The organism is Maribacter huludaoensis (genome assembly GCF_029350945.1).
GTDB classification, from domain to species: Bacteria; Bacteroidota; Bacteroidia; order Flavobacteriales; family Flavobacteriaceae; genus Maribacter; species Maribacter huludaoensis.
In genome coordinates, this window is sequence record NZ_JARKMS010000001.1 from 355,501 (window position 1) to 376,613 (window position 21,113).

A 21,113-nucleotide genomic window follows, 5' to 3' on the forward strand; every position below is an offset into this window, starting at 1 on the left:
TGTTATATAGTGGGGTTTAATTGTTATTTTTATCCAAAATCAATCAAATGCTAGAGCTTGCTGGAATAATCATTTTAGGAATACTTGCTCAATGGGTGGCTTGGCGCTTAAAACTACCGGCTATTTTACCATTAATTCTTATTGGTTTAATCGTTGGGCCTTTGTCAACATTGTATACTGAAGACGGATCAAAAATTATAGAGCCAATTTGGAACGGAGATAAAGGTCTTTTTCCTGGTGAAGGATTGTATTATTTTGTATCGCTGGCCATTAGTATAATTTTATTTGAAGGCGGACTTACACTTAAGCGATCGGAGATAAAAAATATTGGTCCGGTGATAACTAAATTGATTACTCTAGGTAGTTTAACCACATTCTTTGGTGCGGCATTGGCAGCCTACTTTTTATTTGGACTCTCTTGGCAACTATGTTTTTTGTTTTCTGCTTTGATCATTGTAACAGGACCAACGGTAATTACCCCTATATTAAGAAACATACCTCTTAAAAAAGATGTTTCGGCAATTTTAAAATGGGAGGGAATCTTGATTGATCCCATTGGTGCATTGGCGGCAGTATTGGTCTATGAGTTTATTAGTGTTGGGGAAGGTCAAGCCTATACCATGACTGCATTGATCGAGTTTGCTAAAATTCTGTTATTTGGTTTTACATTCGGATTTACCTTTGCCCATGCCCTTACCTTTTTAATCAAAAAGAACTTTATACCACATTATTTATTAAATGTAGTGTCGCTTTCCGTAGTATTGGGAGTCTTTGTAATGTCGGATGTTTTTGCACACGAATCTGGCTTATTGGCAGTAGTTGTTATGGGTATGGTAATGGGTAACACCAATTTACCTAACATTAAAGAGTTGCTTTATTTCAAGGAATCTTTAAGTATTTTATTGATATCCATCTTATTTATTCTACTGGCTGCCAACATTGATATTTCTGATCTAGAATTAATATTTACATGGAAAACGATAGCGCTGTTCTTAGCTATTGTATTGATTATTAGACCACTTGGAGTCTTTTTAAGCTCTATTGGGTCTAATTTAAAGTTTAATGAAAAGCTTTTTATTAGTTGGGTGGGTCCTAGAGGTATTGTTGCTGCCGGTATAGCGTCCTTATTTGGGTCCAAACTACTTTCTAAAGGAGAAGCAGGAGCAGAGTATATAACCCCTTTGGTGTTTATGATTGTACTTGGTACTGTACTTTTAAATGCTACAACGGCTAGGGTTTTCGCTAAGTTAATAGGTGTATTTTTAAATAAATCTGAAGGAATTTTAATTTTAGGAGCATCAAAAGTATCGCGTTTAATTGGTGAATATTTACATAAGAATGACAGGCATGTTGTGCTTATTGACAATAACCAATCTAATATTGACAAGGCCGAAAAGTTGGGGTTAGAGGCAATTTCTGCAAACATATATTCAGATAATTTGACCGATAATATTGAATTGAACGATATTGGGTATTTAATGGCATTGACCGCAAACTCAGACATAAATAAGTATGCCATAGATAAGTTTCAAGATGCATTTGGGGAGAACGGGTCCTTTAGGTTGGTAGATGCGGATGAAATGTCTGATCCAGAGAATAATCCAAAAGAAGGACTGTTTTCGCACACAGATGATTTTATTAAGTTGACGGAAGCTGCTAGAAAATTCCCTGCAATTCATGAAATTGAACTTCATGATACCGAACATTATGAAGGCTTGATCGAGATTACCAAAGCAGATGCAGATATTGTTCCTTTATTTTTATTGGACCCAGAAGGCAATATTCATATTATTACCGCATTTAGTAAAGAGTTTACAGATATTAAGAAGGGTTATAAACTCGCATATTTAGGCAAAATGTTTCCTAATGAAGACCCAGACAAAGAAGAGGCAAAACAGAATTAAAGTTTCATCAACTAGGTTTCTATTAAAAATAATGATCTTCAAAATTAGTTTCTAACAAAATTTTATACAGCAGCTTTAAAAAAAGTCATCAAAATTAAGTAAGTATTATTTTCTCCGAGCTCCATATTTATAAGACTTTTTTTAATTTATGTGTAATAGAAGTTTTAAGCGTGTAAAAAATTCTGACAATATTATTTAAAATCATTTCGTTAAGGAGTAAGAAAAACCAACCAAAACCAAATGTTTTTATGAAAAAATCAATTTTATTTTTAGCCTTAGCAGCTACAGTTACTTTCACGAGTTGTTCAAAAGATGACGATGATAATGGATGTAAATCATGTAGTGCTGCAGACCAAAAAGTTGAAATTTGCGATAATGGCGACGGAACTTATGATTTATCCGTTGGCGGAGAGAGCGCCGGAACGTTAGATGAATCTGATTTAGACGGGATGTCTCCACAACAAGTAGTAGACGCAACTTGCGAAGCTTTGAATCTCCTTTCGGATTTCTAAAATATCAATTAGATTATTTTAAAAGTCTTACATGTTATATGTAAGACTTTTTTATTTTGGAAACAATTTTCTAAGAAATAAACCCAACTCATCCCTTTTTTATCCCAATTGGGCAGAATCTATTATATAAAAGAGTACCCGGACTATAGTTTTGCGATATCAATTAAATCCAATAAAAAAACGACCAGTCATGAAATTAAGATTTGCTTTTCTAATAGTAGCGCTTTTAATCACAGTTAGCTCAATTGCTCAAAATTCAATTAACGGTATAATTACGGACACATCAAAAGAGTCACTTTCTTTCGCCAATATCATTCTCTATGAATTAGGAAAAGAAGAGCCGTTAACCGGAGCTATTAGTAATAATATTGGAGTTTATGAATTTAAAAACATCGCAGATGGCACCTATGTTATAGAAGTATCGGTATTGGGCTTTGAAACTAAAAAATCTGAAGAACTTCAATTATTAGGATCAGATTTGGAAGTAGATTTTACTTTACAAGAAGAAACCCAAAATTTAGATGAGGTCGTGGTAAAAAGTAAAAGACCTCAAATAAAACAAACGGCAGAAAAGCTTATTGTAAATCTTGAAAACTCGGATATGGTGAATACCAACCTACAGGATGTTGTAAAAAAAGTTCCGGGTATTATTTTGACCAACGGTAATGTAAGTTATGCCGGCCAAGGTAATATTAGAATACTCATAAACGGCAAGACTACGGATTATATGGATACGGCGAGCTTACTTAGAGATTTGCCCGCAGACAATATTTCTAAGGTAGAATTAATACAGCAACCAGGTTCGGAATACGATGCAGAAGGGGCAGGACCAATTTTAAACATCATTTTAAAGAATAACGTAAAACTAGGTACGCATGGTAATGTAAAACAAATGGTAGGCTATGAGAACAGATTTGAATATGCTACTAGTGCTTCAGTCGCCAGTTATAAAAACAAACTTAATTGGCAATTAAGTGCAGGATATAGAAAATCTACTTCTAGAGATGATTTAATATTGTCTCGTAAAGTTCTTGAAGATACTTATGAACAAACCTCAAAATCTGCTTTTGACCCCATAATCATTAATATTGGAGCAGGTGTTGACTATTATCTGTCAGACAAGCATTCAGTTGGTGTAAGTGGTAGAATAGTCAACAGCGATTCTGATCGGGTTTCCAATAACAATACCACCATATCAAGTGCTTCATCAGAGATTAGCTTGTTAACCGATAATAGTTTTGATCGTAACAGAAGTATTTATACCGTAAACCCATATTACGAATTTAAGGATGATAAAAACAAACTGGTACTTGATTACAATTTTGTTGATTATGGGTATGATAACGAAAACAATTTATTTCAGGTAGGTACATCAGAATTACCTTATGATAATAGGCGTTACTTTCAAGATGCAGCCTATAGAATTAATACATATAAAGCTGACTATAAACGAACGGTCAATGAGAATTTCTCTTGGAATGCCGGAGCTAAATTTTCAGATGTAGCATCAGATAGTGATTTGCAATCTTTTACAGAAGATGAGGAAGGTGTATTTCAGTTTCAACCGGCAGAGAGCAACAGGTTCTTGGTAGATGAAACAATTTTGGCGTTGTATTCTAAATTAAACGTAAAGGTTGATAAGTGGAGTTTTTCTGGCGGATTGCGTTGGGAAGAAAGTGATACCCAAGGTACTGCAACCACTACTGGGGAAACAAGAACAAGAAAAATATCAAAGCTATTTCCAAGTGTTAGCCTAAGCCGAGAAATTACGGAAGAAATCAGTGCTAACCTTGCATACAGCTATAGAATTCGCAGACCGTCCTACAGCTCGCTAAATTCTTTCGTGTATTTCTATGATCCGTTTACTTTTGAAGAAGGAAATCCCAATCTAAAACCTGCCTTTACTAACAGCTATCAATTTAATTTAACGTATGAAAACCAACCGTTCTTTAATATAAGTTATAGAGAAACCTCAGATCAATTATTTGAAATCATAACCCAAAACGATGCATCTGCCGAGACTTCTAGATCAATGATCAATTTGGCACAGAACAAAAATTGGAATTTTAGTCTATTTGCACCCTTAAGTTTTATTAACGGATTAGATGGTTATACAGGTATAATTGCCAATCATAATCGTTACGCATCAGAAAATCTAGATCCTGAGCTAGATTTATCTAAGTGGAGCATTACCTGGTTTACGAGCGCTGAATATGAATTGCCCTGGGAAATCAATTCAGAAATATCCGGATACTACACCTCCGGAGGTTTAGAAGGTATTATTGAATATGATTGGATGGCAGGTATTGATATTGCCATTAGTAAAAGTTTTCTTGATGACAAATTAAAGGTTAGTTTAGAGTACGAAGAGTTGATACAAAGACCTTTTACAGGTACTGTAAGGTATGATAATGTAGATGCAACCATCGTTTCTAATTGGGCCAGAAACAATGTATTTTTACAATTGAACTATAGTTTTGGTTCAAAATTCGGAAAAAACAATAAGCGAGAGAACGCTTCAAAAGAGTAACAAAACCGTATTAAACAAGACAATTAATACAGTATAGTAAATGAACACGAAACTAAATAAGTCAGACTTCATATTGCTGGGTGTCATTATAGGCGTAACATCACTTCTTAATGTTTGGCAATATTATGTGTATGGTAATGATCTGTTAGAATTTATAGTTGATATTCCAACATACATAATTATGGCATGCATTGCCATTGGGCTATTTATGTATTGGTTGTTGCCAAATTTTTTATTGAAGAACACAAACTATTTCTTGTTCATTAGTTTGGCAATTGTAATCTTGACCGTTACAGGTTTTATAGAAAACCTTGCCGGGTATTGGTCATGTGAAAATGATTGCAGAACATACCCGGTTTGGCACAGAGCATTATTGGACGGTCTTTTTGCCGGGGCGGATAATGTAGGTATTCCTTTGGGGATTTTGTTGACAAAGAAGTTTTATGAAAGCCAAACACAGGTTGTAAAAATTCAAAAACAACAGAAGGAAAATGAGCTTAAGCTTTTGCGTTCGCAATTAGACCCTCATTTTCTATTTAACAATCTAAACACTTTAGATGCTTTAATAGACAGTAATGCCAATAAGGCAAAAGAATATATAAATCGTCTTTCACTAATCTATAGATACTTGATTCAAACAAAAGATGCCGAGGTCATGGAGCTATCTGAAGAAATGAACTTAGCGGATAATTATATGTTTCTGATACAGACCCGATTTGGTGATGATTATAGTTTTCATATCCATAAGAACATTGATTTTTCCAATAAATTTTTACCCACCGGTGCTATACAGACGTTATTAGAAAATGTAGTAAAACATAACAAAGCAAGTGGAGAAAATAAAATACATACTAGTATTGATATTGATGAGAATTGGTTGACAGTTACAAACAACAAATTGAAATTTGCATCACCAAAGGATAGTTTGGGCACGGGACTAATCAACCTAAAAGCAAGATATCAATTACTCTCCAAAGAGGTCCCTAAAATAGAAGAAAGTGAAAAGGAATTTAAGATTTCGATTCCAATAATTAAATTAAGTAACTAATTGGAAGCATATGACACTTTTAATTTTAGAGGATGAAATTCCCGCATACCAGAAACTATTAAGTCATCTTAAAACATTTTTTGAAGGCGATGTAACAAGCCATTGGGCAAGATCTATTGCAGAAGGCAGGGATCTTTTAGAAGCGAACTCATACGATCTTATTTTGTCTGACATTAAGTTGTTAGACGGTATTTCTTTTGACCTGTTCAATGCCGTAGAAGTGAGTTGTCCAATAATATTTTGCTCCGCTTATGACGATTATTTGTTTCAGGCATTCAATACCAACGGAATTGCCTATATTTTAAAACCATATACAAATACCGATTTCATAAAAGCTCTGGAAAAATATCAGTCTCTGTTCAAGCAGGGCGAATACGATAGTAAGTTGAGCAACGAAACTTTAAATGCATTAAAACTGGCGTTACAAGAAGAGCAGACCAATTATAAGAAGCGTTTTGTAATAAAGCGCCCCAATGGTATTCAATTATTGAACACTTCTGAAATTAGTTTGATCGAAGCTTCAGGAGATTTCTGCATCGCCATAGACAAAGAAGGTAAACGACATCCCATATCGCAAACTATTGGCAGCATAGTACAACAACTATCGCCCAATAAGTTCTTTAAAATCAATCGTAGTCAAATAGTACATATTGATTATATAGAACAAATAGAGAGCCATTTTAAAAACCGTTTACTTATAACCATTAAAGGCTGTAAAGAAAAAGCAATGACCAGTACTTCTACTACTTCCGATTTTAGAAAGTGGTTAGAGTAAGTTAATCGTTCAGCTTCAATACCGCCATAAAAGCTTCTTGTGGCACCTCTACGTTACCAACTTGTCGCATACGTTTTTTACCTTTCTTCTGCTTTTCAAGAAGTTTACGTTTACGAGAGATATCACCTCCATAACATTTAGCGGTTACATCTTTACGTAAAGCTTTTGTAGTCTCTCTAGAGATAATTTTTGCCCCAATAGCAGCCTGAATAGGAATATCAAACTGTTGTCTAGGGATCAGTTCTTTTAGCTTTTCACACATTTTTTTACCAATATGAACGGCATTATCCGCATGGATCAATGCAGATAGGGCATCTACCGGTTGGGCGTTTAAAAGAATATCTACACGTACTAATTTAGAGGTACGCATACCTATAGGAGCATAATCAAATGAAGCATATCCTTTAGAAACCGTTTTTAGCCTATCATAAAAATCAAAAACAATTTCCGCTAAAGGCATGTCAAAATTTAGTTCAACACGTTCGGTCGTCAAATAGGTTTGGTTCGTAATTTGTCCTCTTTTCTCTATGCACAAAGACATTACGTTACCAACAAAGTCAGATTTTGTAATAATCGTAGCTTTAATATAAGGTTCCTCAACACGGTCTATACCAGACGGATCGGGTAAATCCGTAGGATTATTGACTATAATTGGGGTATCAGGGTTTTTACGTGTATAAGCATGGTAACTAACATTGGGTACCGTGGTTATAACCGTCATATTGAACTCTCGTTCCAAACGCTCTTGAATGATTTCCATATGTAGCATTCCAAGGAAACCACATCTAAAGCCAAAACCTAGAGCAGCACTACTTTCTGGAGCAAAAACAAGAGAAGCATCGTTCAACTGCAATTTTTCCATTGAAGCACGTAACTCTTCAAACTCATCTGTATCTACAGGGTAAATACCGGCAAATACCATTGGTTTTACATCTTCAAATCCGCCAATAGGGTTTTTAGTTGGGTTGGCCGCATCGGTTATCGTATCACCTACTTTAACTTCACGCGCATCTTTAATTCCGGTAATCAAATAACCAACATCACCGGCTTTAACACTTTTTTTAACCTCTTGGGTCAACTTCAAAGTACCTACCTCATCCGCAAAATAATCCTTATCGGTTGCTACAAACTTTATTTTTTGTCCCTTTTTAATTTCACCGTTAATGACCCTAAAATAGGTTTCAACACCTCTAAAAGGGTTGTAAACAGAATCAAAGACCAAAGCTTGTAAGGCTTCGTCCGGGTTGCCCGTAGGAGCAGGAATACGCTCAATAATTGCCGCTAATATTTCTTCTATGCCAATACCGGTTTTTGCAGATGCAGGTATAACTTCATCCGCATCACAACCTAAAAGATCAACGATATCATCTGTAACCTCTTCTGGGTTGGCACTTGGTAGATCAACCTTGTTTAAAACAGGAATAATTTCAAGGTCGTTCTCTAGCGCTAAATATAAATTTGAAATAGTCTGTGCCTGTATGCTCTGTGCGGCATCTACGACCAAAAGCGCACCTTCACATGCTGCAATAGATCTAGAAACTTCATATGAGAAATCTACATGGCCTGGGGTGTCTATCAAGTTTAAAATATAATGTTCCCCCTTATAGATATAATCCATTTGTATGGCATGACTTTTTATGGTGATACCACGCTCTCTTTCAAGGTCCATACTGTCCAGAAGTTGTTCTTTTTTCTCTCGGTCGGTAACAGATCCGGTAAACTCCAACAATCTATCTGCCAAGGTACTTTTCCCATGGTCAATATGTGCAATAATGCAAAAATTTCTAATGTTTTTCATAGCGGTAACAGTAATAATAATGCTAATTTATACCAGGAATAACGCCCGGTACTAAAGAGCAATTGCAAATATAATCTAATTTATAGCGCTAAACTTTAGTGTAGTAAGCTATTTATTGTTGCATAGATTAGTTTGGATTACATATATTGTAAAAAATTACGACGTTTTTAGTTAGATTTGATAATCAACCCCAAATTACCATTGAAACTACTTCTTGCTATTTTATTTTTCATCATTGGTGTTTCTCAATTTGCGCATTCACAAACCTTTGAACTTAAAGGTGAGGTTAAAGATCAGTACCAAGAACCAGTTGCATTTGCCTCTGTTTTTTTAGTTACGGCTAAAGATTCTGTTCTGGCCAAAGGCACTTCTGCTGACGAAAACGGTGCATTTTTATTTACAGATATTAACGAAGGACTTTATTTTCTAAAAGCATCTTACGTAGGTAAAGTATCTAATGATTTGGCAATAGAAATTATAAAGGACACTAAGATCGGAGCTATTATAATTGAGCAACAAGCAGAACAACTTAATGAGGTAACCGTTACCAGCAATAAACCTGTAGTTAAAAGAGAAGTGGACCGTATTGTTTTCAATGTAGAAAACACGGTTATTTCCCAGAACAGTTCTTGGGATATTCTTCGTCAAACACCTGGAGTCATTATGATGAATGATGAACTGAAAGTGAGAAATCAAGCCACTACAATTTATATCAATGATCGTAAAGTGCAGCTGTCTTCAGAAGAGGTTAGAAGCTTGTTGGAAAATTACCAGGGTGAGAATATAAAATCTGTGGAGGTTATACATAATCCGCCAGCAAGTTATGATGCCGAGGGTGGGTCAATTTTAAATATCGTTACCAGTAAAAATGTATCTGTAGGGTATAAAGGCAATGTAAATGCCGGGTATACGCAAGGGGTTTTTCCCAAGTACAATTTTGGAACATCTCACTTTTATAAGACTAAAAGGTTAAACGTAAACGCAAGCTATAATTATACGCCTAAAAAGGAATTTAAGAATACTTTGAGTAATACCAATTTTATGGATATTACCGGTATTACTTCTGTTTGGGATACAGATTTTGATCAAATAATACGCACTAATACCCATAGTGCAGGAATATCAGTAGATTATGAATTTAATGATAAGAATACGCTAAGCCTAACAAGCAACGCACAGTATCAACCAAAAAAGGATGCTGATTTTTTTCAGGAAACTACTATTAAAAATGCATCTGGTGTATTGGATTCCCTTTTTACCACAAATAGTTTTTTAAGCGAACAAAAGTATAATGTTTCGGGCGACCTTACTTTTAAACATCAGTTTAAAGACCAAGGAAATTTAACTGTAAATGCACACTACACAAATTTTGATTTAGACCGAAATCAAGATGTAAACTCAGATTATTTTCAACCTAACGGCTCATTTCTACGCGATTTTAATTTCTCTACCATTGCCGATCAACAGATAGAAATAAAGACCGCTCAAATAGATTATACTGATTATTTGGGTAGTGTATTTTTTGAAACAGGCGTAAAAGGTTCTTTTATTGATTCTGAAAGTAGGTTGGATTATTTTTTAGAGAATGATGGCACCGAATTTATTTCTAATTTGTCCGATGATTACACGTACGATGAAAGGGTATATGCAGGTTATTTTAGCCTATCTAAAGATTGGGAAAAATGGAGTATAAAAACAGGCTTGCGTGTAGAACAAACAGAAAGTTCTGGGGTATCTGTTAATGTATCAAGCATTAACGACCTTGATTATTTTGAACTTTTTCCATCTTTCTACATATTACATAACATTAACGACAATCACAGTTTATCTTTTGATTATTCTAGAAAGTTAGAACGCCCTAGGTATGAAGATTTAAATCCGTTTAGGACCTATATCAATGAACGTACTTTTGAAGAAGGTAATCCTAATCTAACCCCTAGTTTTAGCCATAATTTTAATTTGAACTATACCCTAAATCAGGAGTATTATTTTGATTTCTATTATCGAGACAACGGTAGGTATATATCTACACTGACCTTTCAGGACAATGATAATTTCGTTTTAAGGGATATTACGCAGAATGTTTTAGAAAGCAACTCTTATGGGTTTGATTTTACTTATGGTAAGTCTATCACTAACAATTGGTACTTGTACAGTTATATTTCTCTTTTTCATGAAGAAGAGTCTTTTATTGCGTTGCAAAGCAATGAATATTCCTATAAAAATAAGTTTAACGGAGCTTATATAGATCTAACCAATTATTTTACACTTTCTAAAGACGGTAGTTTTAAGGGAGAATTAGGGTTGGTGTTCTTATCAGGTTGGTTACAAGGGTCCTATATACAAGAAGAAACTACAAATTTAACCTTGGGATTAAGAAAATCATTTTTTAATAATAGAGCCGTATTAAGTGTAAGTGCCAATGATTTATTAGGAAAATACAACGGCTACGTATCTTCAAAATATTTAAATCAAGACAACAGTTACTTGGTAATTCCTGAAACCCAATATGTAAAGTTTGGTTTTACATACAACTTTGGTAATTTCCGTTTAGAAGACAACCAACGAGATATAGATAAAATAGAACGTGAACGTCTCGATTAACTATAACGGGTTAATAATCAGCATTTTATTTTTTAGTTAAGAAAAACTTAAATAAATTGTAAGATAATTCAATTTTACTTTCCTACATTTAGTAAGAATACGAACACTAAATGCTTAAAAATTTATTATTAACGCTTCTATTTTGTCTTACAATTTCTTTTGCATTTTCCCAAGAATTTATCATTAGCGGTTTTGTAAAGGATGAACACCAAACACCGGTTGTTCTTGCTAATATAATTTTGTTGAGCGAAGAGGGAGAGTTTATAAAAGGCACTGTCACAAATGATCAAGGAGCTTATGAAATTAAGTCCGTCACCACAGGCAACTACCGTATAGTAGCTAGTTATATAGCAAATACCGTAGAAAGTGAAATTCTTTCCATAACCGGTAGTATTGAGATAGAACCGCTTATATTACAAAGTGCTCAAGAATTGGATGAGGTCGTAGTAACCCAAAACAAACCGAAGTTAGAACAATTGGCAGATCGCCATATTTTTAATGTTGAAAATACCGCAATTTCCGATGGCGATATTTGGGATGTTTTAAAGCGTACACCTGGTGTAATGGTAATGAACAATAGGTTGTACGTAAATGGTAGTTCTAAGGTAAATATTATGATTAATGGTAAGCTGGTCAACCTACCGGAAGAGGATATAATTAATTTACTTAGTGGTAGTTCTGCAAGTAATGTACAATCTATAGAAGTAATTACGAGTCCGCCGGCAAAATATAGTGCCGAGGGTGGTTTACTTATTGATATTAAAATGAAGAAAAACCTTGTTGCGGGGTATAACGGCGCTGTTTTTAATAGATATACGCAAGGTATTCTGCCAAAGCATACTGTAGGTACAGATCATTTCTTTAAAGGTAAAAGAATAGATTTTTCAACGAACTACAGCTTTAGCCATGATAGGGATTGGACCAGATATTCTGATGCTACCACGTTTTTTGAAGACGGACAAGAAAATGAGATTTGGACAGCAGAGCAAAAATCTATATCTAAAGGAAAAAGTCATAATCTAAATCTTTTTTTAGACATTGAATTAAATGAAAAAAATACACTGAGCTTTTCATCTACCTCAAGTTTTTCACCAGATAACAATATAATTTATACCTCATCAACAGATATAGAAAGTACCGGTGCAGATGTAATAGCGCGTTTAAAAGGTCTCAATATATTAAGCGATGATACCTATAACACTTCTAATTATTTAGATTGGGTACATAAGTTGAATGATAAAGGGGCAGAAATAGCAACAAACGCCCACTTTACCTATTATGATTCTAAGGATAATCAAGAATTAAATAATGACATTGTAGAAGGTTTTACAGAGAATACTTCCGAGAATACCTTAAATATAAGTTCAGACCAGATTATAAATCTTTTCAGTGCCCAAACAGATTTAACATTACCATTATCAAAACAGTCTACCTTAGAGACGGGCTTAAGATTTGCAAATATAAACTCGGAGTCAAGTATTCAACAGTCTGGTTTTGATGAATCATTTGCAGAAATAAATCCTACGGCTTCTGGTATTTTCAATTACGATGAACAAATTTATGCAGGTTATATAAGCCTTAGTAACAGTTGGGAAAAATGGAAGTTAAATACAGGCCTACGAGCAGAATATACAGATACAAATGGAGATTTGAATATTTTATCATCAGCGAATAAAAATTCGTATTTTGATCTGTTCCCAAACTTCTCAATGTCCTATACAAAAGACAAGAATGCGTACATGGTTAAATATTACAGGAGAATTACCCGACCTAGATATAGCAGCATTAACCCTTTTCAATATTATTTATCTGCAAACTCTATTTTTGAGGGAAACCCTAATTTAAAACCAGCTTTTCGTAGTTATATAGAAGTTGATTATGTGTATGATAAGGACTTTAAGTTTGCTTTGTTTACGAGTATAAAATCAGACCAACAGATACAGCAATTTATTCAAGATAATACAACCAATATTCTTAAAGCACAGTACCTTAATTTGGAAACGAATTATAATTTTGGTGCAGATGCCAGCGTATCTAAATATTTAACCTCGTATTGGTATTTTTATTTTTTTGTGAGCCAATATTACAACCAAAATAAATTTGCTGATATAAACACGAATGCCATTATAGACAATTCTATTTGGACTACATACTTACGTGTTAATAATTATTTTACGTTATTAAAAGACGAATCGTTGTATGCAGATATGGCGTTCAATTATATTTCTCCATATGTTCAAGGTAACGCGAGTTTTAGATCTTACAGCAAATTGAGTATAAATTTCAGAAAGACATTTTGGAACAAGGATGCTAGTGTTTCAATAGGAATAGAAGATATTTTTAATAAAGGAAACACATATTCTACAAGAAACTATCTGGAACAGAACAATATCACAAGTACTAGACCTGAAAGTAGACTATTTGTATTCGGTTTTAGGTATAAGTTTGGTAACACTAAAATTCGCGATAATTCTAAAAACAAGCATACTGACGAAAATAAGCGATTATAATAGTTACTGTGATAACAAGGTACCGCAAATACCAAGGCTTATTAGGCAATACACTCCCGCTAAAATCATAAATACTTTACCTGCCTTTTTCTTTTTATAATAAAACAAGACAGCTCCTATAAGTATAAACACTATTGCAGGGCCGAACATTATAAGAAATAAAAAAGTAGCGAGACCATCAAGATTACCAACCTCTAAAATCATATTATTTCGTTTTGTAATTCCTTTAATCGTTCTATTTTATCATCTCTATAAAATAAGTTCATAGTTTCAAAAGGGATGATTTTATAGTCTTTGTTTACAATGTGCACACAAGATTTCTTAATGGCACGTACATCAAAATTATGGGCATCTATAAATTGCATAATGATGATACGAAACAGGTTATCATACCCAAGTTCTGGGGCGTCAATTTCAGGAAGGCAGCACATAATACTTTTTAAATTTTCCGATGCTTTTTCAACGGAATTGCCTGTACTAAAAAGCTCGATCATTTTGCCGTGCAGTTGTTCATCTTGCTCGTAAATAATGGTGTTTTTACCTTCGTTCAATAAATCATCTGGGTTAATGAACCGTGTTAGCGGATTTACCTCATCGCCTAATTTTAGAGCATATGCCATCACCAAGGCATCGGGATTACAGGGTACCGGTATTAAATCGTCTGGTTCAAAAATGGGCGATTGCTCTAAAATTTTTCTACGTACTTCAGTTAAGGTAATACGGTTTTCATCTACTTCAAAATTTTCTAATCTACCGGCAATTTGGGTGGGCTGAAAAGTTACGCCGCGAATACATTTTTGTTTTAGGGCAAAGTCTATGGTGCTTCCCATTTCATGGTCGTTCAGCCCCTTTTGTAATGTGACTACCAATGTTGTAGAAAGGTTCAATTGATTTAAGTGATCTAACGCTTGTAGACGAATATCTGCCAGGTCTGCCCCTCTTAAGGTTTGTAGTACATGGTTATCCAAAGAATCAAACTGTAAATACACTTCAAAATCTGGTGCGTAAGTTGCCAATCGTTTCGCAAAATCAAAATCTTTTGCAATTTTAATTCCGTTGGTATTCAACATTAAATGCCGAATAGGGAGCGATTTTGCGTAATCAAGAATTTCAAAAAAGTTAGGATGTATGGTAGGCTCACCACCACTAAGCTGAACAACATCTGGTTCTCCCTCGTTCTTAACGATAACATCTAACATTTTTTTTATTTCCTCTAATGTTCGGTGTCTACCATAAGTGGGAGATGATCCCGCATAGCAGGTAGGGCAGGTAAGGTTACAGCGGTCGGTCAGTTCAATAACCGTAAGACAAGAATGTTGCTCGTGATCTGGGCAAAGTCCGCAATCATAAGGGCATCCGTAATGTGTTTTTGTATTGAACGTTTTTGGATATTCAGAAGCCTTATTATAATTTCTTATGTTTTTATAGTACTCTATGTCATCTGCAATTAGCACCTTAGACCTACCATGCTCTCTACAGTTTTTAAGCATATACACCTTCTCGTTCTCAAAAACGATTTTGGCATCTACCCTACGTAAACATTCTGGGCATAGGCTTAATGTAAAATCATAATAGGTATAGTTTTTTTCTGACATATGTTATTCCCCGTAGGATAAATTTTTGGTAGTACACCAAACAAATTAGACATAATATTTGAATACTACTTAGCCCTAAGAAATAAAAAGGGTTAGGTTTTAGGAATTCGATACAAAAACGAAGGGAGAAATAGGTAACCATAAAGAGCTTAAAAAGATCTCCGTTTTTAAAAGTAAGATTCAACTTTTGTAACTTTTTGATGATGAGGAAAAGTACGGATAAAAACAGCATTTCATATAGTGCAATAGGATGCCTTAAAACACCATCACCTAAGTCCATACCGGTTAAAAAGGTAGTTTCTTTTCCGTAGGTAAACTCTTTAACACCTGCTAAAAAGCAACCAATTCTGCCTATGATAATGCCTAAGATGATAGGCAGTGTAAACAAGTCTCCAGACGAATGTTTTTCGCCAATAATCTTCTTCACAAGCTCCACGCCCAGCAAGCCACCAAAGAGCCCGCCCATTATGGTTTTGTTGTTTAGGTTATAAAGCAAACCTTGATCTATATGGGCTATAGGGTTTTCAAAAAATGCCGCTAATCTTGATAAGAACAGCGCCCCAAAAACCGCACCTATGATAATGGAGAGTCGGTTATTGGAAGAAATGACATCAGCGCTCTTTTTCCGTAGAAATACATAGTATCTAAACCCTACAAAAAAAGCTAGGTATTCCAGAATAAGGTGCATGTTTAATTTTACACCAAATACAATAGGCTCAAAAGGTAGCGAGACAATAAGTAGCGTTTGGGTCATAAAGTTATTGTCAAAGCTTTATTTAAAATTTGAAATATATTTAGAAGCGTAAATAAAGAGGTCATTTGAATACTAATTTACGCCGTTTATACAAACAAGTGTTTAACAAGTAATAATAGCCTGTAATATCATAGAATTTATCAAAAAGTCTAAGTAATGCGCTTCCCGTAATTTTATATAACTTTGCAACCCAAAATTAGACTGCAGTGCCCAAGATAGGAGACATACAACTACCTGATTTTCCGTTGCTTTTAGCGCCAATGGAAGATGTAAGCGACCCACCATTTAGAGCCCTTTGTAAAGAGCAAGGAGCCGATGTGGTGTATACAGAATTTATTTCTTCGGAAGGATTGATTCGTGATGCCGCAAAAAGCGTTATGAAGCTTGATATTTATGAGAAGGAACGCCCTGTAGGTATTCAAATTTTTGGTGCCAATTTAGATAGTATGTTACAATCTGTAGAGATTGTAGAAAAGTCTAAGCCCGATATCATTGATATTAATTTTGGTTGCCCGGTAAAAAAAGTGGTGTCTAGAGGAGCGGGAGCCGGAATATTAAAGGATATTGATTTAATGGTCTCTTTGACCAAAGCTATGGTAGAGCATAGTAATTTACCCATTACGGTAAAGACCAGATTAGGTTGGGACGATAGTAGTATTAAAATTGTTGAGGTTGCAGAACGTTTACAAGATGTGGGCTGTGCCGCAATTGCAATACATGGAAGAACCCGTGCACAAATGTATAAGGGAAGTGCAGATTGGAACCCTATTAGAGAGGTAAAGAACAATCCAAGAATGCACATACCTGTATTTGGTAACGGTGATGTAAACTCACCAGAAACAGCCATGAAAATGCGTGATGAATACGGATTGGATGGCGCCATGATCGGTCGTGCAAGCATAGGTTACCCTTGGATATTTAGGGAAATAAAACACTTTTTTGAAACAGGAACCCATTTAGCACCCCCAACAATGGCGGAACGTGTAGAAGCTGCGCGTCGTCATTTACAAATGTCCATAGATTGGAAAGGGGAAACTTTGGGCGTGTTTGAAACTAGGAGACATTATACCAACTACTTTAAAGGAATTCCTAATTTTAAGGAGTATCGTATGAAAATGGTAACCAGTGATGATTCAGCTTCGGTATTCGCTGCTTTTGATGAGGTGTTGCAAAAGTTCGGCGATCACCAATTTACCAATGCTTAGAGGTCTACCAATTTCTTATTGATCCGGCTACTTGCAATTTTAGAAGCAATAACGCCCAATACAAGAATGGTTGCCAGCACTATGACAATATTAATAAATTCAAACTTTACCGGATAAGCTAAAGTAGCCGTTATTTTTAGCCAACTGAAAGCAAGCTGCGACCAAACAATTAATACACCAAGCAATACGCCAATTAATCCGCCAAAACCGGTAACAAGAATGCCTTGTACAAAATAAATACGGCGCAATTCTTTGATTGTAGTACCTAGGCTGTACAGAGTTTTAGAATTCTGTTGCTTGTCTAAAATCATCATGATAATAGCGCCTACCACATTAAATAGTGCAATGATAAGTACCAAAGTAAAAATGAGATACGTAGCTACGTTTTCGGTATTCAGCATTTTGTAGAGTGTACTGTTCAGTTGCTGTCTGTTTTTTAGTTGAACGTCATCACCCAATATAGATTGAATCTCTGCGCGTACGGCACTTGGTTCTACGTATTCATCCATCTTAAAATTAATACCGGAAATTGAAAGCGAATCTTTTTCCAATAAAGCTTGTGTCAATCGCAAATCGGCAAAAACGTATTTATTATCCAAATCAGCTTCTACGGCATACACGCCACCAATAACCATGGGCAATTGATTATAGAGCGATGAAATACTTTGTTGCGATATAGAACCCTTACCAGGTTTAAAAGCATAGATCTGCATGGGGCTTCGAAACTGGTTGATGGTTACCCCTAATATGTTGGCAATACCTAAACCAGAAACAACTTGAGTATCGTTAATGGTCCAATCGCCAATGTAGAGTGTACTATCAACTCCAGTTACTTTAGTGTAATTACTATCAACGCCTTTTATATAGGCAATATGGTTTTTGCCTCGGTGCTCAAGAGATACCTTTTCTTCTATTTCTTTAGAGAAAAATGCTAGTCCGTCAACAGATTGCAAACGTTCTTCCTGTTCAGGAGTAAGGTTGAAAATCTTTCCGGTTATGGGTGAAGCTTTTAAGTCTGGGTCAAAAGATTCGGTAAACGAAAGGCTAAAAGTTTTTAATCCGGCGAAGGCAGATAATACAATAAATAGAGCAGCAGAGCCAATGACTATTACTAAAAAAGTGATAAAATTAATAATGTTGACCGCGTTCTGGGTACTTTTAGAACGCACATACCTTTTAGCGATATAGAGAGGAAAGTTCAACCGATCAGCTCTTTTTACGTTTGGGTAACAAATCTCTGTTCTCTATTGGGTTTTCTTCGCGCTTCAATGACTTTTCAATGTTTTCTATATAATCTAAAGAATCATCCAAATAAAACAATAACTCAGGTACTCTGCGTAATTGGTTACGTGTACGTTGAGAAAGTTCGTGTTTAATTAGGGGTTGGTTAGATTTTATGCCCTCCATTAACTCTCCAGCTTTCTCATTAGGGAAAATGCTCAAGTAAATTTTGGCGATAGAAAGGTCTGTTGTTACCGAAACCTTAGATACGGAAATAAGGGTATTACGTAACCCGCCATCTATAGCGGCCTTTTGTAGAATGTCTACAATATCCTTTTGAATGACCCCAGCTATTTTACGTTGTCTTTGCGTTTCCATACTGCAAAAATACATAGAAAAATGTATCTTAACCCCTATATAATGCACTCTGAAGCAAATAAGGCATGAAAAAGATCGAACATTTAGGTATTGCGGTAAAGAACATGGAAGATTCTAATGCCCTTTTTGAGAAATTACTGGGTGTGGCACCCTATAAGCAAGAAGAAGTTGCATCGGAAGGTGTACTAACCTCCTTCTTTAAAAACGGACCTAACAAAATAGAGCTTTTATCTGCCACAGAGCCTAATGGACCTATAGCCAAGTTTTTGGAGAAAAAAGGAGAAGGCATACACCACGTAGCTTTTGAAGTGGAAGATATCGTATCAGAAATGGAACGTTTAAAAGTAGAAGGTTTTACTTTATTGAATGAAAAACCTAAGAAAGGGGCAGATAATAAGCTAGTTGCCTTTGTACACCCTAAGACTGCAAATGGGGTGTTGGTAGAGTTATGTCAAGAAATTAAAGAGTAAGCTTTATTTTGTTTGTGACAGTTAAAAATAAGTAGTAATATTGCATCCGCAATTCGAGGGTTTTGTAAAAACTGGTTTGAGCACCGGTTTAAATCGAAATACGATATTACAGAACAACATATAGAATTGTTACCGGTCCTATAGCTCAGCTGGTTAGAGCACCTGACTCATAATCAGGTGGTCCCTGGTTCGAGTCCAGGTGGGACCACATATAAAACTCCTTTAAAATCACTAGATTTAAAGGAGTTTTTTTATTTACAACCATGTCTTCACATACTTACATTCTATACAGCACAACACTTAACAAATTCTATATTGGTGCATGTCATGAAGATTTAGACCAACGTATTGAAAATCATAACGCAGGTGCTTATGGTTCAAAAAGCTTTACCTCGAATACAAATGATTGGGTTTTATTCTTGAAGTTTGATTGTGATGATTATGCTCATGCTATACGGTTAGAGCGAAAAATCAAATCAATGAAGAGTAGCGTTTACATTCGGAACTTGAATACATATGCCGAGCTACGAGATAAGATGTTTAATGAAACCAGGAGCACCTGACTCTCCCGATAGCTATCGGGACAGGTGGTCTTCAGTTAAGTAAGATGGGACCACATTTAAAACTCCATTAGATCATTTAATCTAATGGAGTTTTTTTATATTGTAGAACACACTACATGTAGTATTTATAGCATGGGTCCTGAATAAATTGATATTCATCAATGGGCATTTTAGCTATTTAATCTTAATTATCCGTATTAACATTGTCTTTCTTAAATCCTTCAACGCTCATAAAGAAAATGAGTCCTAGGGCATAGGCAACAACATCTAACATATCTGCCGTGTACCGCTCATTATAACTAGGAAGTACTACTTCAAAATAAATTATGAATAGGAAGGTCATTATAATTTGTAGCGGCAAAGGGAGTACTATGTGTTCGTCAGATTTTATATATCTTACGCTGCAGAGACCTATTTTGAGAACAATGGGCATACATAAAAAATCGTTCAGATAGTTGTTTATAAGTATTGGAATATCAGCATTATAGCGTTGTAGTAGGTATACTAAGAGTCCAGTAATTATAAATACGGGAAAATAATATTTCTTTACGATGGTTTTGAACATTTTAAGAAGGAAATCTAACAAAATCATTTGTTAAGCTAAGCGGCAATATAGCCGAAGACTAAAGCTAAAAAAGAACCGATGGCGAGTACTACGATCCAAATAGAATAAAAAAAGCGAGAGATATAGCGAATAAAAACGTTTTCATGATCCTTCGCATTTTCAAAAAATAAGGTAATATCGTTTTTTTCTTTTACCTTTTCAGAAGCCAACTTTTCCTTGTTTTTTTTCTCACGTTCTAACCTTCTTTTAAGGTTGATATTTATAATATTTCCGCAGTTCTCACAATAATCGCGATTTAGGTTTACGGTCCCGCAATTTTGACAAATTCTATAGCTTTCATTGCTCATAGCACCATATTAGTTGTTGTCCTGAATTAATCCAAGGATAGTTTTCAATAAAAATAGGCAAACACCAATAATTAAGTTTGTCGTATTAATAAGAATGGTGCGCTATATGACTACTATTTATTTTAAGTGTGATGTAATTCTAGCTAAAACTAATTCTATACGCTGAATAGTTTAATTATTTAGCAAGAGAAGTAGGTTTAAATTACCAACAATAAAAAATTAGCACGTTTTCCTATTTTACCCTTTTAAGAATTTATTTTTCCATATCCATTTGTTTAAATTACTATCCAATTCAAACTAACTCAAGATGATTTTAAAATTTAAACGCTACAAG

17 protein-coding genes and 1 tRNA gene are annotated in these 21,113 nt (G+C 34.9%); 11 read left to right on the plus strand and 7 right to left on the minus strand.

What is annotated here, in order from left to right; translation table 11 throughout:
• Positions 1 to 47 precede the first annotated feature (47 nt).
• From PXC01_RS01480 to PXC01_RS01500, 5 genes are all read left to right on the plus strand, one after another.
• Positions 48 to 1,904: a cation:proton antiporter gene (locus PXC01_RS01480; protein ID WP_276470603.1), complete on the plus strand. Its 1,857-nt coding sequence runs from the start codon at positions 48 to 50 to the stop codon at positions 1,902 to 1,904.
• A gap of 248 nt (positions 1,905 to 2,152) precedes the next feature.
• Positions 2,153 to 2,416, plus strand: coding sequence for a hypothetical protein (locus tag PXC01_RS01485; RefSeq protein ID WP_276470604.1), 264 nt, complete (start codon positions 2,153 to 2,155; stop codon positions 2,414 to 2,416).
• 190 nt (positions 2,417 to 2,606) lie between these two features.
• Entirely contained in the window at positions 2,607 to 4,946 is a 2,340-nt protein-coding gene (locus tag PXC01_RS01490) for an outer membrane beta-barrel protein (RefSeq protein ID WP_276470605.1), read from the plus strand.
• 40 nt (positions 4,947 to 4,986) lie between these two features.
• A complete protein-coding gene (locus PXC01_RS01495; RefSeq protein ID WP_276470606.1) occupies positions 4,987 to 5,994 on the plus strand; it encodes a sensor histidine kinase in 1,008 nt (335 codons plus the stop codon).
• 10 nt (positions 5,995 to 6,004) lie between these two features.
• Entirely contained in the window at positions 6,005 to 6,769 is a 765-nt protein-coding gene (locus PXC01_RS01500; protein ID WP_276470607.1) for a LytR/AlgR family response regulator transcription factor, read from the plus strand.
• A 1-nt stretch (position 6,770) separates the two neighbouring features.
• On the opposite strand, the gene lepA is transcribed toward PXC01_RS01500, so the two are convergent.
• Positions 6,771 to 8,567, minus strand: a complete 1,797-nt coding sequence (gene lepA, locus PXC01_RS01505) for a translation elongation factor 4 (RefSeq protein WP_276470608.1) — start codon at positions 8,565 to 8,567, stop codon at positions 6,771 to 6,773.
• A 201-nt stretch (positions 8,568 to 8,768) separates the two neighbouring features.
• Here lepA and PXC01_RS01510 point away from each other — a divergent pair, with 201 nt between their 5' ends.
• Both PXC01_RS01510 and PXC01_RS01515 read left to right on the plus strand, forming a co-directional pair.
• Positions 8,769 to 11,171: an outer membrane beta-barrel family protein gene (locus PXC01_RS01510; RefSeq protein ID WP_276470609.1), complete on the plus strand. Its 2,403-nt coding sequence runs from the start codon at positions 8,769 to 8,771 to the stop codon at positions 11,169 to 11,171.
• Positions 11,172 to 11,281: 110 nt separating this feature from the next.
• Positions 11,282 to 13,681, plus strand: a complete 2,400-nt coding sequence (locus PXC01_RS01515) for an outer membrane beta-barrel protein (RefSeq protein WP_276470610.1) — start codon at positions 11,282 to 11,284, stop codon at positions 13,679 to 13,681.
• A gap of 200 nt (positions 13,682 to 13,881) precedes the next feature.
• Here PXC01_RS01515 and PXC01_RS01520 read toward each other — a convergent pair whose 3' ends face one another.
• Together PXC01_RS01520 and PXC01_RS01525 are read right to left on the minus strand one after the other, a co-directional pair.
• Positions 13,882 to 15,276 carry a radical SAM protein gene (locus PXC01_RS01520; protein ID WP_276470611.1) on the minus strand — a complete coding sequence of 465 codons (1,395 nt, stop codon included), beginning with the start codon at positions 15,274 to 15,276 and terminating at the stop codon, positions 13,882 to 13,884.
• Entirely contained in the window at positions 15,248 to 16,030 is a 783-nt protein-coding gene (locus PXC01_RS01525) for a prolipoprotein diacylglyceryl transferase family protein (protein ID WP_276470612.1), read from the minus strand. The genes PXC01_RS01520 and PXC01_RS01525 overlap by 29 nt, the downstream gene beginning before the upstream one ends.
• Positions 16,031 to 16,236: 206 nt before the next feature.
• Here PXC01_RS01525 and dusB point away from each other — a divergent pair, with 206 nt between their 5' ends.
• Entirely contained in the window at positions 16,237 to 17,235 is a 999-nt protein-coding gene (dusB, locus tag PXC01_RS01530) for a tRNA dihydrouridine synthase DusB (RefSeq protein WP_276470613.1), read from the plus strand.
• Here the strand turns inward: dusB and PXC01_RS01535 are convergent.
• Complete coding sequence (locus PXC01_RS01535; RefSeq protein ID WP_276470614.1) at positions 17,232 to 18,437, minus strand: ABC transporter permease; 1,206 nt, start codon at positions 18,435 to 18,437, stop codon at positions 17,232 to 17,234. The two genes, dusB and PXC01_RS01535, sit on opposite strands and share 4 nt — an antisense overlap.
• Positions 18,438 to 18,441: 4 nt before the next feature.
• Positions 18,442 to 18,834, minus strand: coding sequence for a 30S ribosome-binding factor RbfA (gene rbfA / locus PXC01_RS01540; protein ID WP_058104613.1), 393 nt, complete (start codon positions 18,832 to 18,834; stop codon positions 18,442 to 18,444).
• A 65-nt stretch (positions 18,835 to 18,899) separates the two neighbouring features.
• On the opposite strand from rbfA, the gene mce reads away from it, so the two are divergent.
• The 3 genes from mce to PXC01_RS01555 all read left to right on the plus strand — a co-directional run bounded on the left by mce (position 18,900) and on the right by PXC01_RS01555 (position 19,867).
• The gene (gene mce, locus PXC01_RS01545) at positions 18,900 to 19,304 is read left to right on the plus strand and encodes a methylmalonyl-CoA epimerase (RefSeq protein ID WP_276470615.1); all 405 of its coding nucleotides are present in this window, start codon (positions 18,900 to 18,902) and stop codon (positions 19,302 to 19,304) included.
• Between the two features lie 134 nt (positions 19,305 to 19,438).
• Positions 19,439 to 19,512, plus strand: a tRNA-Ile gene (locus PXC01_RS01550).
• A gap of 55 nt (positions 19,513 to 19,567) precedes the next feature.
• Entirely contained in the window at positions 19,568 to 19,867 is a 300-nt protein-coding gene (locus PXC01_RS01555) for a GIY-YIG nuclease family protein (RefSeq protein WP_276470616.1), read from the plus strand.
• Positions 19,868 to 20,051: 184 nt separating this feature from the next.
• Here PXC01_RS01555 and PXC01_RS01560 read toward each other — a convergent pair whose 3' ends face one another.
• Positions 20,052 to 20,453, minus strand: a complete 402-nt coding sequence (locus tag PXC01_RS01560; RefSeq protein ID WP_276470617.1) for a hypothetical protein — start codon at positions 20,451 to 20,453, stop codon at positions 20,052 to 20,054.
• Positions 20,454 to 20,467: 14 nt separating this feature from the next.
• Positions 20,468 to 20,779: a hypothetical protein gene (locus PXC01_RS01565; RefSeq protein WP_276470618.1), complete on the minus strand. Its 312-nt coding sequence runs from the start codon at positions 20,777 to 20,779 to the stop codon at positions 20,468 to 20,470.
• Positions 20,780 to 21,113: the final 334 nt, after the last annotated feature.